The organism is Trichocoleus sp. FACHB-6 (assembly GCF_014695815.1).
GTDB lineage: Bacteria > Cyanobacteriota > Cyanobacteriia > Cyanobacteriales > FACHB-T130 > Funiculus > Funiculus sociatus.
The window spans coordinates 49,767-63,529 of sequence record NZ_JACJOY010000112.1; the positions used below are offsets into that span (position 1 = coordinate 49,767).

12 protein-coding genes are annotated in these 13,763 nt (G+C 45.5%); 4 read left to right on the forward strand and 8 right to left on the reverse strand.

The window, feature by feature from the left end:
• Nucleotides 1-11: 11 nt before the first annotated feature.
• Nucleotides 12-914: a permease-like cell division protein FtsX gene (locus H6F66_RS22680; RefSeq protein WP_190425828.1), complete on the reverse strand. Its 903-nt coding sequence runs from the start codon at nucleotides 912-914 to the stop codon at nucleotides 12-14.
• 239 nt (nucleotides 915-1,153) lie between these two features.
• Here H6F66_RS22680 and H6F66_RS22685 point away from each other — a divergent pair, with 239 nt between their 5' ends.
• The 4 genes from H6F66_RS22685 to H6F66_RS22700 all read left to right on the forward strand — a co-directional run bounded on the left by H6F66_RS22685 (nucleotide 1,154) and on the right by H6F66_RS22700 (nucleotide 4,507).
• Nucleotides 1,154-2,029: a GNAT family N-acetyltransferase gene (locus H6F66_RS22685; protein ID WP_190425831.1), complete on the forward strand. Its 876-nt coding sequence runs from the start codon at nucleotides 1,154-1,156 to the stop codon at nucleotides 2,027-2,029.
• A gap of 131 nt (nucleotides 2,030-2,160) precedes the next feature.
• Nucleotides 2,161-2,733 carry a peptide deformylase gene (gene def, locus H6F66_RS22690; RefSeq protein ID WP_190425858.1) on the forward strand — a complete coding sequence of 191 codons (573 nt, stop codon included), beginning with the start codon at nucleotides 2,161-2,163 and terminating at the stop codon, nucleotides 2,731-2,733.
• A gap of 12 nt (nucleotides 2,734-2,745) precedes the next feature.
• Nucleotides 2,746-2,940, forward strand: coding sequence for a hypothetical protein (locus H6F66_RS22695; RefSeq protein ID WP_190425861.1), 195 nt, complete (start codon nucleotides 2,746-2,748; stop codon nucleotides 2,938-2,940).
• Between the two features lie 160 nt (nucleotides 2,941-3,100).
• A complete protein-coding gene (locus H6F66_RS22700; RefSeq protein WP_190425833.1) occupies nucleotides 3,101-4,507 on the forward strand; it encodes a PrsW family glutamic-type intramembrane protease in 1,407 nt (468 codons plus the stop codon).
• On the opposite strand, the gene H6F66_RS22705 is transcribed toward H6F66_RS22700, so the two are convergent.
• The 7 genes from H6F66_RS22705 to H6F66_RS22735 form a co-directional block, all read right to left on the reverse strand.
• The gene (locus H6F66_RS22705) at nucleotides 4,499-5,548 is read right to left on the reverse strand and encodes an alpha/beta fold hydrolase (protein ID WP_190425836.1); all 1,050 of its coding nucleotides are present in this window, start codon (nucleotides 5,546-5,548) and stop codon (nucleotides 4,499-4,501) included. The genes H6F66_RS22700 and H6F66_RS22705 overlap by 9 nt on opposite strands.
• 80 nt (nucleotides 5,549-5,628) lie before the next feature.
• Complete coding sequence (locus H6F66_RS22710; RefSeq protein ID WP_190425838.1) at nucleotides 5,629-6,240, reverse strand: exopolysaccharide biosynthesis protein; 612 nt, start codon at nucleotides 6,238-6,240, stop codon at nucleotides 5,629-5,631.
• 453 nt (nucleotides 6,241-6,693) lie between these two features.
• The gene (locus tag H6F66_RS22715) at nucleotides 6,694-7,152 is read right to left on the reverse strand and encodes a phosphate-starvation-inducible PsiE family protein (protein ID WP_190425840.1); all 459 of its coding nucleotides are present in this window, start codon (nucleotides 7,150-7,152) and stop codon (nucleotides 6,694-6,696) included.
• Between the two features lie 123 nt (nucleotides 7,153-7,275).
• Nucleotides 7,276-8,136 carry a nitrate ABC transporter ATP-binding protein gene (locus H6F66_RS22720; RefSeq protein WP_190425842.1) on the reverse strand — a complete coding sequence of 287 codons (861 nt, stop codon included), beginning with the start codon at nucleotides 8,134-8,136 and terminating at the stop codon, nucleotides 7,276-7,278.
• A 369-nt stretch (nucleotides 8,137-8,505) separates the two neighbouring features.
• Nucleotides 8,506-10,506, reverse strand: a complete 2,001-nt coding sequence (locus H6F66_RS22725) for a nitrate ABC transporter ATP-binding protein (RefSeq protein ID WP_190425845.1) — start codon at nucleotides 10,504-10,506, stop codon at nucleotides 8,506-8,508.
• Between the two features lie 77 nt (nucleotides 10,507-10,583).
• A complete protein-coding gene (gene ntrB / locus H6F66_RS22730; protein WP_190425848.1) occupies nucleotides 10,584-11,420 on the reverse strand; it encodes a nitrate ABC transporter permease in 837 nt (278 codons plus the stop codon).
• Between the two features lie 102 nt (nucleotides 11,421-11,522).
• Nucleotides 11,523-12,893 (reverse strand): CmpA/NrtA family ABC transporter substrate-binding protein, encoded by a 1,371-nt coding sequence (locus H6F66_RS22735; RefSeq protein WP_190425849.1) that lies wholly within the window; start codon nucleotides 12,891-12,893, stop codon nucleotides 11,523-11,525.
• Nucleotides 12,894-13,763 lie beyond the last annotated feature (870 nt).

Genomic DNA, 13,763 nt, shown 5'->3' on the forward strand with positions numbered 1-13,763 from the left:
TTTTGGATTGATTATCGTACAGCAAAGCGACGGACAGCAAACAAACTCCCGATTAAGCCTACCGAACCGCCGAGACACAGGAGAATCACAGGTAACATAAAAATTTGTATTGGACTAAGTTGCAAACCGTTGACCAGAAATTGGATAAAATTCGGTTGAGAAGTAAGCAAGTTATTCAAAGTACGTCCAACGGTGCTGATGAGAAGCCAAGCGATCGCAGCCCCAACCAAACCAAAGGTAATTCCCTGTAAAATAAACGGCAGGTAAATCCATACCGTAGTTGCTCCCACCAGCTGCATTATCTCAATTTCCCGTCGTCGTGCCATCACAATCAGACGAATTGTTGTTGTAATTACTGCAACTGCCGTCAAAGTAAGTAGGGTGGTGATGGTAAGGCTAACGTAGCTCAGACCTTTATTCAGCTGAGCTAATCGTTGCAAAGCTTCATCCATATACTGTACCCCATCCACACCTGGGATTTTTACCAACTTTTGGGCTAAAACTGGCACTATCTCAGAGTTATGCACCTTGACTTTTAGCTCATCCACGAGGGGATTTCCCTCTAGCTGCTGGGTAGCACCGTCGATATCGGAAATTAAGAGTTCTTTAACTAGAGATTTCCAAGCTTGCTCTTTGGAAATCGTTTTTATCTCAACCACTTCTGGTATTTTTTTCACAGCCGGGGCGACCATTTCCACTCGCGCCCCAGGATCTAAATATACAGATACTTCCAGTTGGCTGCCAAATTGAGTTAGCAGGCGTTCCATTTGCCAGGATGCTTGGAGACTCATACCAAATAGAAACAGCAACACGGTGACTGTACTAACCGCCGCCCAGTTCATCCAACCGCCCCGACGCAAGCCCCGCAAGGTTTCGCGCAGTAGGTAATCTAATTTACTCAGGAATTTAAACACAAATTTCCTCCTCAACCACAGCCATCATCAGAGAGTTTATAGCACGGGCGTTCGATTCTTTGAAGAGTAGATTTTAGAGCTGCATTAGATTCTACTCTCCCGAACCGCTCCCCATTACCTCTAATATGTTGTAGTATTTGTAGTATGTATCGCATTGCTAAATGATTCGTAAAGGCGAGATACCCAACTTCTTTAAGAAGTCGGGTATCTGAAGCGGTGGCAATAATTATGGTGAAGTTATGAATCAGTATCGCTTTAAACGGTCATTCTCTGCTGACTCTAATTTAAGTAATAAGTTGTTTGACTTGGTTGAAGTCGTGTTTCCTGGACTGGGGGAATTAACAGAATGCGGCAGAAAATTAGGCGCATCGTGGGAAGATGCTTCAACTCCGTTTATTCGCTTTCACGATGACATAGCTGTTACCCATGTAGGAGTGTTAGAAATTCCTATGCAGATTATGGGACAAGCGGTGACGGTGGGGGGAGTACATGGAGTATGCACGCGGTCGGAATTTCGTAGGCGTGGCTACTACCGCGAAGTAATTGAAGAGGTACTCCAATATTGCGATAAACGCTATCAAACGCTGGTATTGACAACCCCAAACCCGGATTTTTATACGCCTTTTGGCTTTCGCAAACTAGAAGAATACGTGTTTAAAATCAGATGGGATTCCCAGAGTAGCAGGGATGGTTTTAGAATACTGAATTTTGATGATGCCAAAGATTTAAAATTGCTACACAGACTGTTGGAAACGCGGACACCTGTTTCTAATATTGTTGGAGTTGTGAAAGAAAAAGCCGTATTTTGCTTCAACGAAGGAAGTCGCCCTTTATACTATGCAGAAGATTTGGATTTAATCGCTTGCATGGAGATAGAAGATACCAAACTCCACCTTTTTGATATAGTGGCAACGCAGATATGCTCGTTGAAAGAAATTATTGACAGAATACCTCAAACCATTGAAGAGGTGACGATATACTTTAGTCCTGAACTTTTGGATGCGGGAGATATCAGGGCATTTCCCCACCTATTTGATGAGACGGTGCTGATGGTGAGGGGTAAATTTGCAGCAGAGGGGGAAAAATTTATGCTACCGCGTTCGGCGCGTTGTTGATGAAAGTACGTGTTGGGGGAGGAAAGTAAAGGAGTTAAGTAGCAAGGGAGCGAACAACTGAGAACTGTTAAGATATAAGAAAACCGCAATGTTTAAAATTTAGCTGTCTTGCGAGTCACAATACTATGACCATGACGAGTGAAGTTGCCGTCGAAAAGAAAAAGTTAGAAAAACCGCCTTTAGAGATTCACTATATGGGCGATCGCGTCCTGCGTCACCCTGCCAAACGTATTGCCAAGGTAGACAACGAAATTCGGCAACTCGTGCGGGAAATGCTGCAAACCATGTACAGCGCAGATGGCATCGGTTTGGCAGCCCCCCAAGTAGCAGTGCACAAACAGCTGATTGTCATTGACACCGAACCAGATAACGCCGCTAATCAGCCTTTAGTGTTGATTAACCCGACTATCAAGAAATTCGGGCGCGACTTGTGTATGTTTCAAGAAGGCTGTCTTTCTATTCCTGGCGTTTATATCGACGTGAAGCGCCCGGAAATGGTTGAAGTCACTTACAAAGACGAACAGGGCCGTCCGCGTAGTATGAAAGCAACTGGGCTGCTTTCCCGCGCCATTCAGCACGAGATGGATCACCTGAATGGGGTGCTATTTGTTGACCGCGTAGACAATGCTTTGGTGTTGAATGAAGAGTTGAAAAAGCACGGCTTCTCGGCTCAAGCTGTCAATCCCGCACCCAAGGGATGGTAGTATTCCGTCATGATGACTCCGAAAAGTGGTGTATTTTTGCTTGGTTCGTGCGTAGCAGGGATAGCAGCTGTTGGTTCCGTCTTTGAACTTGCTTCTGGAGACCCCCGGCTGGGTAGTCTGACTACGGGAATTATTCTGGCTGCCAGCATTCCCTTAGTGGGATTTCTATTCTATGCCGCCGTTCGAGATGCAAACCAAAATTCATGATAAAGGTGTGGAGATGTTGTATCCAGCGTCTCCACACCTTTTTATCGTTTTTATCGTTAGCCGCAACTTTAGTCGCCTTGTAATTTTTGCCAGAACCCTACTCGATAATCAGCGGTAATTGCTAAGCTAATCGCTAACGCTTTCTCCCAATCTCTAAAAAATGACTGGTCAGAGTTACGCAAATGGGTTTCTCCGGCTACTGTCCAGCGGTGCCACTACTACGCCTTTGCCGCCTTACGCGCTACCTGGAAATCGGGAAGTAACGATAGGGCGCGAACCAAGTTGTCAAATTGTCTTAGATTCGACCCAGCACGGTATTGTATCCCGTCGGCACGCCACTATTCGTCCTCTCTCGCAGTCGGGAGGCGCATCAGTAGGCTGGGAAATATGCGACATGAATAGTGCCAATGGCACTTATGTAAATGGGACACGCTTGCAGGGATGGCAAAAATTGCTGTCAGGCGATCGCATTATGTTAGGGCAAAACGGTGCCGAATTCATGTTTGAGTACCAAGTTGCCTCTGTCAAAACTCAACTGTCCTCGCCACCAGTAACGCCGCCGCCGCAACTTCAGACCAAGGCAGTAATTGTGTCAGTAACGCCACCGCCACCTCAGCCAGAGGGGGTAACTTTTACCCAGTTATTTCCCATCCTTTCCACAGGAAGAGATTTAACTAAAAAAGCTTACTTGGTACCAGGCATTCTCACAGTCGCATTTGTAATCTTGCTGTTCGCCGCCGTAGGGACACCAATAGTATTTAATCTGGTGCTGGCATCTTATCTGGCTGGGGCGGCTTATTATTTTGTCTACCAACTTTGCGGCAAACATAAGCCGTGGTGGGTGCTACTGTTTTCAGCTTCAACTACCGCCTTAATTCTCGTCAGTCCGCTGTTACTAGGATTTATCTATGTTTTTCGCGTTATCCTGCCTGGGGACGTGGATACAATACTTAGAGGTGCCGAACAGGTAAGCTTTAGCGAATTTCCCAGTCTACTTGTGCGAATGTTTTTCGGCGCAGGGTTGATGGAAGAATTGCTGAAGGCGTTGCCAGTGCTGGCATTGTATTTAATTGGACGCAGGCTTCCTTCTAAGAAGTGGCGCGATCGCATCGGAGTTTGGGAACCCCTGGATGGTATTCTGCTAGGAACGGCTTCCGCAGTCGGCTTCACCCTGTTGGAAACCCTGGGACAGTACGTTCCCAATATTATTCAAAACATCACGCTGCAAGCTGGGGAAGGGGCGGGAGAATTGGTAGGATTGCAACTTCTAATTCCCCGTATTTTAGGCTCAGTGGCAGGACACATGGCTTATAGTGGCTATTTTGGGTATTTCATTGGATTAAGTGCGCTCAAACCTAGTAAGCGTTGGACAATTTTAGTAGTAGGCTATTTCACCGCATCTGGACTCCATGCCCTCTGGAACGCTACAGGATCTGTCAGCGGTTTGCTGTTAGCAGTCGTGGGAGTGCTATCCTATGCCTTTTTGACAGCAGCAATTCTTAAGGCGCGTGCTTTGTCTCCAACACGAAATTCCAACTTTGCTACCCGGTTTGGTAACTTACCGTAGCTTAAAAAACTCTAAAATTCGATTCCACGCCCACCAAGGATCAGGATCTTTTGCTTGATGCTGACATTCTCGACTGCTGATGTAGCCGACATGACCACCGTATTGAGTTAGCAGTAAGTGGATGTTAGGATTGCGATCGCTTTCCTTCTTCAAATCTGCCACAATTGACGGATCGAACATTGGATCATCGGCAGCATATAAAATCAAAGTTGGTTTTTGCAGGTGAGGCAATATGTGTAATGCACTGCTAGCGTCATAATAGGCCTCCACCGAGGGAAAGCCCAAGCGTCCGATTACCAGTTCGTTATCAAAACCCCAAATACTATTAGCCCGTTCTATTGCTGCGGGGTCTATTGCCCCAGGATGAGCATCATACATCCGAATCGCCAGTTTTTTCAATTCTCGTGCGATCGCTTGTTCTAAATATCTGCCCAAGGGATCTTTCACTAAATAAGACAGCGAACGGTTAGAATCCAAACTCGGACAAATAACTGCCGCGCCCCCAATTTCCTCTTCCTGCAACCCTAAATCCTGACCTTCCTTCGTTAACTCCTGTGCAGCTTTTACCGCCCACAGTGCCAGTTGTCCCCCTAAAGAATACCCCGTAAACCAAAACGGTGCCGGACAACCCATTCCCTTCGCCGTCGCCGCAATCCGGACAAAATCTTCCCCCTCGTACAAACCATCAGAAGTTAAGGTAGGAGACAACTCTGCTGTTTTGCCGTGCGCCCTCCAGTCAAAAAGTACCACTGCATAACCTTGGGCAAATGCTTTGCGTCCCAGCAGTCTTAGAAACCACTGGTTATCCAAACTGCCCGTAATGCCATAAGTGCCAACAATTGTACTGTGCGCCTTTTCTGGAATCGCCACCCAGCCAAAAATTGGCACGTTACCCGCACCTGTAAAAACTGTTTCTCGATAAGGTGGTTCCGGGTCTACAGTAGTCTTTTCCCATTCCTTACCTGCCTGCAAAGCAGTGTAGAGAGTCATCGATAGACCATTTCTTAGCAGCCAAGGCGGAGTGTAGGGAGGATTCTGCATGAATAAGCGCATTTAAAGCCGATTGTTGCCAGCATTGCTTAATACATTTTAACAAAGCAATATTTATTTATTTTGATTTTCTACTGCTGAAGAAATTGTTGCATAAACAGACTAAACGCTTGCCAAAACGTGCCTGCAATGAATACAAAGAACAAAGTAATCGCCCCAGTTAACCCATAGCTGACGCACATCAAAAAACCATCAGCTTCCAAAGTGGCAACGACAAACAACAAAATGCCAACTGCGGGAATCGGATTAGTCAACGGGATGGGTGACATCAACAACACCGTCAGCCAAGCAATACACAATCCATTCAATCGCCACGCTTGGGGATTCTCTGCCACCCGACGAAAACGGGGACGAGTCAATTTTTCTAGCATACCTGTGACTCGTTGCAGGTTTTTCAACAGTTGCAGAATAAACCAGCGAGGAAATTTGAACTGACGAATTCGTTTCGGTAGCCAAGGAGAACGCCATCCAAAAGCCATTTGTAGCGCTAACAGTAAGCTACCGCTACCTAAAACTACGGTAAATCCAGGCGGCATTGGAAACAGAAACGGCAGAGTGAGTAAGCCGATAACCAGGCTAAACCCTCGTTCAGAGGTTTCTGCCAGAATGTCTGCTAGGGTTAGCGGCTGATTGGCTAACCTCTCAAGCAGAGACTTAATATCTTGAGAAAATCTCAGGCGCATTGGGTGTTAGGTATTGGGTGTTGGGTGCCTACTGCGGTTGTCTTGTACCAGCCGATAAATAGTTTTATCCCATTCAGTCCAAACAAACATCAAAGCACTCAAGCAGATGCCAGTAGCAATTTCAAATTTTAGATACGGCGGTTAGCCTTGTCTGTAGCCGGTATCCAAGAAATCTCGCAGCAGTGCCAGGTACATTATTTTCAGTTTTAACATAGTAGTCAAGGTAACAGATCCCACTAAGTAGGGATTTATGGTGGGGGCTGGGGCTAGGGACTGGGGACTGGGGGCTAGGAAATAAAGTTCACTTAAAGCGAAAAATCCTCAACCTGTATAGGTTGAGGCGTATGGCGTTAGTCATCCGGCGTTTTTACAAGCATTGGGATGCTCCCGAATGCAACTGTTTCCTCTTCCCAGTCCCCAGTCACGAGTCCCCAATCTGCCTTATTCCGTATGCTATTTGGCGTTCATGTAACGAATAATCCAATAACTAATTGAAAGAGATAATAGGGCAATTCCCAACCCAATTATGTCAACCCCTGATGTTTTTTCCAAATCTAGAATAATAATTTTTCGAGCAACGGCAATTATAGAAGTAACAATAACTAACTCAACTTGAATAACGTGCTTTTTTAGATATGCAGTGATATTCTCTAAAATTTCAAGAGCAATTAAAACGTTCAAAAATAATCCGAATATTTTGAACAATGTTTTAGTAAAAGGCTCATCTGGTTGACCAATCAGCATTTGTACCAAAGAAAGTCCTAGATTCCAAATTGACACTAGGATAACTAAGATCATAGCAACTGAAAGAACCTTGGAAACTATGCCTTCTATATTTTCCAGCCCGTGCAGAAAGTTTTCATCTTTGGAAGCTGCTCTGAGTTGTTTTGTTAGCTTTTTACCTATCCGCATTTTGCTAGTCTCTTTTTATAGACACACCATTGAGATTGTTTTAAAAGCGTTAGTATTTTTTATAATTAACGCGCTAAAAGGCAAAAGGAAAAAAAGGCGCTATTTTTCCTTTTGCCTTTTGCTTTATTCGTCGTCGTGAGCGAAGCGGTTGTAGAGAAAATCCAGAGCGTGATTCCGCAGCTTATAGTATTGCGGATCTTCCATAATGCGAGCGCGATCGCGCGGACGCGGAAAAGGAATTTCCAGCACTTCGCCAATTTTAGCATGAGGCCCATTCGTCATCATCACCAATCGATCTGCTAGAAATAGAGCCTCATCAATATCGTGAGTGATCATCAACACCGTCGCCCGGTTGTCGTTCCAAATTTTCAGCAGTTCTTCCTGTAATTCTTCCTTGGTAATTGCATCCAACGCTCCAAAAGGCTCATCTAGAATTAAGACTTGGGGACGAATCGCCAAAGCACGGGCAATACTTACCCGCTGTTTCATCCCGCCGGATAGTTGGGGCGGCTTTTTGTCAGCAGCTTCTGTGAGTCCCACCATCGCTAGATGATCTCTTACAATCGCCCTTTTTTCAGCTTCCGGCTTATTAGGATAAACTGCGTTAACCGCCAGGTATATGTTTTCAAACGCAGTCCGCCAAGGCAACAAAGCGTAATTCTGGAATACTACCATGCGGTCTGGCCCTGGTTGGGTGATGCGCTTAGAGCCAACCCGCACCTCGCCGCTGCTGGGCGTATTGAAACCCGACACCATATTCAACAGTGTCGATTTACCACAGCCAGAGTGACCGATGAGGCAGATAAACTCGCCTTGCTGTACGGTGAGATTCACGTCTTCCAATACCGTGTAAGGGCCTTTTGGCGTTGGATAAACTTTGGAGACGTTCTCAATCACCAAAAACGGTGAACTAGGGGACTTTTGAGTTTTGAGTTTTGAGCTTTGAGTTAAAGAAGTTGAGGTTTGAAAGTTGAAGGCTTGCATGGCTGTTGAAGAGTTAGGAGTAGGGTGGGATTGTTTCGCTTACTTACTCAGCTTGTAAGCTTAAATTACCAGATAACGAACCGCTTCAGATACACAAGACCTCTTGCCTAAATGCCTTGAACTAAAGTCCTCACAAAGCGAGAAGCAAGCTACAGGCTTAAAGCTAAAATCCGTTAAAACGGGCTGAAAATGTCTGCCAGTTAGCTAAAGCTAACTTTGGCGTTCAGCCCGAAATTTATTTCAGGGCTGACTTTTGCCAGAGGTCTAGAAAACGCAGAGGAGAGATAGCTTTAAGAGAAGCATTTGAGAGAATCACTAAAAGGCAAGAGTAAAAACAGGAAATTCTTTGTTCTTGCCTTTTGGCTTTCTTTAAGCTGCTGTCTTCGTCCTTGAATCGATGACAACTTCCGCAACTGAAAAATCCTGCTTAATTGCCAGACTGTTGAGGTAGGCTATCGGGTCATCGGCATTAAAGGGAGTGCCATCGAACAGTTGAATTGGGCCGCGAGTGTAACTAATATCAAGACCCAGTTCTCGCGCTGCTGTGCTAAACGCACCAACTCGACAGACTCGTTCCAGAATTTCTACCCAATTTCTGGGGAAAGGAGTATCGCCCCAACGAGCCAGTTGTGTCATAATCCAAAGTTGCTCGGTGCGACTGGGGCGGTTGACACCACCTTCGCCGTAAAACTGGTGATGGGCATACTCGCGCATCGGATGCTCTAAGCTACAGGCAGAGTAGTTTGGTTCTCCCATCTGGATATAAGCCAAATCGGTACTTACATACTCCCGCCGTGCCAAAATCTCCCGAATTTCTTGGGCATTCGCCGGATCTGCACAGTATTTGCAAGCTTCCAAGAGAGCTTTCACTAACGCAATGTGGGTGTTAGGATAAGCTGCTGCCCAGTCTTCCCGAACGCCGAGAACTTTACCTGGGTGTCCCAGCCAAATTTCTAAGTCGGTCGCAATCGTAAAGCCAATTTCTTCCTCGGCGGCGCGGAGATTCCACGGTTCCCCGACGCAGTAACCGTCAATCGTTCCGGCTTGCAAATCCACGACCATTTGGGCGGGAGGGATAGTTTTTAGAGATACGTCGCGGTCGGGGTCAATGCCACCCGCTGCTAGCCAATAACGCAGCAGTAAGTTGTGCATGGAACTGGGATGCACCATTCCCATCCGGTGCTGACCGGGAGTGCGACGCAGGTAATCTTTAAAATCTGATAAGGTGTACACGCCTTCCTCGTAGAAGTGCTTGGCGAGGGTGATGGCGTTGCCGTTACGGGTCATGGTCAGGGACGTAACGACCGGAACGGGGCGGTTCTCATGACCTCCCAGAGTTAACCAGAGGGGCATTCCGGAAGGCATCTGGGCAGCATCCAAATATCCGCCAGTCATGCCGTCGGTGATTCCGCGCCAGCTGGTTTCGCGCATTAGGTTGACTTCATCGAGTCCATGCTTGGTAAAGAAGCCTTTTTCTTTAGCAATCGCTAGAGGCGCACAAGCGGTTAGGGGTAAGAAGCCAATATCGAGATTAACTTTTTCTAGTCCGTGACGCGCGATCGCTGTCGTCTTCCTCGCCCGAATTTTCTTAATCCGTTTCTGCTGATTGAGGAAATAAATCATCTCACTCCGCAAGCTGTAGTAGCTGGGATGTTCTACGACTTCCATCCGTTTGCGGGGACGAGGAATATCAACTTCCAGAATTTGACCAATCTTGGATTCTGGGCCGTTGGTCAGCATTACAATTCGGTCAGACAACAGCACCGCTTCATCAACATCGTGAGTCACCATAACGGCGGTAACTTGGTTTTCTTCGCAGATTCTCATCAGCTGTTCTTGCAAGTTACCCCGCGTCAGCGCATCTAATGCACCAAACGGTTCATCGAGTAGCAGTAACTTGGGACGAATTGCTAATGCACGAGCGATCGCTACCCTTTGTTTCATTCCACCCGATAATTGAGCTGGTGGCTTATCGGCAGCATGACGCAACCCTACCATATCAATATGCTGCTCGACGATTGCTTTGCGTTCCCCGGCTGGTAAATCTTTCATCACCGAGTTGACAGCTAACGCAATATTTTCTCGTACAGTGCGCCAAGGTAATAGCGAATAATTTTGGAATACTACCATCCGGTCAGGGCCAGGTTTAGTAATGCGTTGTCCTTCCAACGTCACTACACCTTCCGTTGGCAAATCTAAACCTGCCACCATGTTTAACAAAGTGGATTTACCACAACCGGAGTGACCAATTAGAGAAACAAATTCTCCCTTTTTTATCTGGAGGTCAATTCCCTTGAGGGCGACATAGGTGCCACCTCCGGTTAACGAAAACACCTTATCAATTTGGTCAACGGCAACAAAAACGCTCATCTACTTGTCCTTTATGCTTTGCTAGTTGTCAGTTTCTAATGGCTAATTGCAATTAGCCATTAGCTATTAGCCATTAGTTACTTTTGTCCTTCCGGTACAATCCGCGTTTCGATCCAAGCCATCGCTTTATCTAGCAGCAGACCAACAACACCGATGTAGATTAAAGCCAAGATAACTTCACTAACTGCGTTATTCTGATAAGCTTCCCAGATAAAGAAGCCAATCCCGACAATCCCGGACATCACAATTTCTGCTGCGATAATTGCCAACCAAGCCAAACCGATTGCAATTCTCAAACCTGTGAAAATGTAGGGTAAAGCAGCAGGAATGAGAATATTGAAGAAGTATTCTTTCCGTGAAAGCTGCAAAACTTTGGCGACGTTGTTGTAATCTTGAGGGATTTGCTTCACTCCCACGGCTGTATTAATCAAGATAGGCCAGATTGCGGTGATAAAAATTACGAAAAGGGCGGCTGGTTCGTTTTGGCGCAATGCTGCCAAAGAAATTGGCACCCAAGCTAGAGGCGGTACAGTTCGCAATAACTGGAAGAGGGGATCTAAAGCTTTGGACATCATTTTATTTGTACCAATCAAGATGCCCAAGGCAATACCAATAATCGCTGCTAAGGTGTAACTAATAGCCACCCGTTGTAAACTAGCGAGAATCTGCCAAAACAAACCTTTGTCTGTACCACCTTTGTCATAAAAGGGATACAGAATCAGTATCCAAGTGTCTTTGATAACCTGAATGGGGCCTGGTAGTGTCGCACCCGGAGTCCAAGAAAACAGCTGCCACACGAGGAGGAAGATAGCGAGCGCTATAATTGGCGGTATCAGATCGGGAAATTGCTTGTTCAGGCGGGATAACCAGGCGTTCTGGGAAGTAGTTGAAGCGCGTCTTTGTAGCGTTGTCATGGACAGTCTTCTCCTAAAGTTGGGTAATTGGTAATTAGTAATTGGTCTACTGTTTTTTGTCCGTTGTCTGTTGTTTGTTATCAACTAGCGGCTGACAACAGACTAAGCTTTCACTTTCTTGATTTTCAGTTGTTGCAGGTAAGCTGTGGGATTCTCTGGGTCAAACTTGACACCATCAAAAAATTCTTCAACGCCACGAGATGTACTTGTCGGAATGTCAGCAGCAGCAATTCCTGCTTCTTTGGCAGCTTCTCTCCAAATATCCTCCCTATTGACTTTATCAATAATGGTTTTAGCATTTGCCAATGTAGATTCAGGCAAAAAGCCCCAGCGGACGCTTTCTGTGATAAACCAAAGATCGTGGCTCTTGTAGGGATAAGAAACACTACCTTTCTCATCTTTCCAGTAATAAGGTGCCATTGATTTATCGTCAATAACGCGACCATCACCCATATCGTATTTACCCATCATTGGGTTTTCAAGGATTTCTGGTGCAAGGTTGAAATAATTCCGTGAACCGAGAATTTGTACTGCTTCTTTCCGGTTATCAAAATTATCTAACCACTGTTGTGCTTCCATGATACCTTTCAAAATCGCTTTAGTTGCCTTGGGATTTTTGTCAACCCAATCTTTTCTTAAAGCCAAGTATTCTTCAGGATGATTTTTCCACATTTCTGCGGTTAATGCCGCCATGAAGCCAATCTTATCTTTAACAATTCGATAGGGCCAGGGGTCGCCTGTACTGAAAGCATCCATCGTCCCCGTCTTCATGTTGGCGACAGTTTGAGCCGAGGGTACGGGAATTAATTTCATATCAGCATCTGGGTCAATGCCGTTTGCTGCTAACCAGTAGCGAATCCAGAAATCTTGGTTAACTTGGGGAAAAGTATGGGCGGCTGTAAACGGAGTGTTTGCTGATTTCAGTTGATTGAAGAATGCAGTTGCGCCGTTCATTTTCAAGGAAATTTCTTTCCCTAGATGCTTGCTGGCAACGGCAATTCCATTCCCATGAGTATTCAACTGAGCCAGTAAGTACATGGGAATTTTTTGATTACCTTTGGTGATAATACCTTCAGTAATCAAATGCGGCATTGGCATCTGATATTGACCGCCATCAACACCGCCACCTGCTGAACCAATCTCGGTGTTATCCCGCATGGAACCCCAGGAAGCTTGCTTAGAAAGTTCAACTCCAGTCATGCCGTATTTAGCAAAGAAGCCTTTTTCTTGAGCAATAATTAGGGGAGCAGATTCTACAATGGGGACAAATCCTAGTTTTACTTTCGGAGTTTCCGGCGCTTGTTCTGGGTTGATGTTAGCAGCAGGAGCAGCACCAGAAGTTGTCTGTGCTTGAGTGCCGCCCGGTTCGGGGGGATTTCCTAAACAGCCTTTTAGCAATACAGAACCTACAGCAGATGCTCCAACAGTTAAGAGAAATTTGCGGCGGGAAACTTGATTGGAAAACTGGCTCATAACATCTCCTCGGAATGGATTCCCTGTGATTTTGTACGCAACAGATACTTCTTAAAAAGATGCTTTTTAAACGCAAACAGCTATGCCAATTAGATACAGAAAAGCCCTATTTCCTGTGGAGGTCAAAGGTTTACTGCAATTAATAATTGGTCGCTATAAGCTAGCCCCTAACCTACTTATAGGTGTGCGGCAATTAGCTTCAAAAAAGTTTGCTAAATTCAGTTGCGTTAACTGCTAGATGTCAGTCAACTCTGCTGTATCTCTGCGTTAAATGTAACTTTATCACCTTTAATAGAGGAATGGTTAACCTACAACCCTAGCTTATGAATGAAAGATCCAATGGTATGTATAGAATTTTTCTTGGGGAGACTAATCTATCAATAAAATTAAGATAGGGGTTAAGTTGGAGTTATCAAAACGATTGAATTATATCTCTTACTCTCTAGGGATCAACGCGATCGCGCAAGCTTTCCTCCCCTACTAGACAACGGCAAGGTTACATGGTACTCGTAAGCCATTTTTAAAAAGGCGAAGGCATGGCTCCCCCACTACAACCTGAAATATAACAATTCCAGGGTTGGGTGCTATACATCTGTAGGGATATGGCATTGCTATGTCTTTACCAAGCGCGAACCTCAGAACGGCAATATATTCCACCCAACTGATAAACGCCATATCATGCCTTCTCCTTATCAAAGCTATCAAAATTCAAAATAGTATTTCTCCTTTCCTTGAGGCGACAGGAAAAAAGTTACTCAACCTGAGTTCGGGTTAAGCAGAAGGAAGGAAAAACGCATTAATATTGAGAGAGGGCTTCTTAGGCTGATGGCATTCTTGCAATTAATCCACAGACCAAATTCACCAAGAAAT

Coding starts and splice junctions, on each gene's coding strand:
- H6F66_RS22685 (WP_190425831.1), top strand. CDS start 1,154: ATGAATCAGTATCGCTTTAAACGGTCATTCTCTGCTGACTCTAATTTA.
- def (WP_190425858.1), top strand. CDS start 2,161: ATGACGAGTGAAGTTGCCGTCGAAAAGAAAAAGTTAGAAAAACCGCCT.
- H6F66_RS22695 (WP_190425861.1), top strand. CDS start 2,746: ATGACTCCGAAAAGTGGTGTATTTTTGCTTGGTTCGTGCGTAGCAGGG.
- H6F66_RS22700 (WP_190425833.1), top strand. CDS start 3,101: ATGACTGGTCAGAGTTACGCAAATGGGTTTCTCCGGCTACTGTCCAGC.
- H6F66_RS22705 (WP_190425836.1), bottom strand. CDS start 5,548: ATGCAGAATCCTCCCTACACTCCGCCTTGGCTGCTAAGAAATGGTCTA.
- H6F66_RS22710 (WP_190425838.1), bottom strand. CDS start 6,240: ATGCGCCTGAGATTTTCTCAAGATATTAAGTCTCTGCTTGAGAGGTTA.
- H6F66_RS22715 (WP_190425840.1), bottom strand. CDS start 7,152: ATGCGGATAGGTAAAAAGCTAACAAAACAACTCAGAGCAGCTTCCAAA.
- H6F66_RS22720 (WP_190425842.1), bottom strand. CDS start 8,136: ATGCAAGCCTTCAACTTTCAAACCTCAACTTCTTTAACTCAAAGCTCA.
- H6F66_RS22725 (WP_190425845.1), bottom strand. CDS start 10,506: ATGAGCGTTTTTGTTGCCGTTGACCAAATTGATAAGGTGTTTTCGTTA.
- ntrB (WP_190425848.1), bottom strand. CDS start 11,420: ATGACAACGCTACAAAGACGCGCTTCAACTACTTCCCAGAACGCCTGG.
- H6F66_RS22735 (WP_190425849.1), bottom strand. CDS start 12,893: ATGAGCCAGTTTTCCAATCAAGTTTCCCGCCGCAAATTTCTCTTAACT.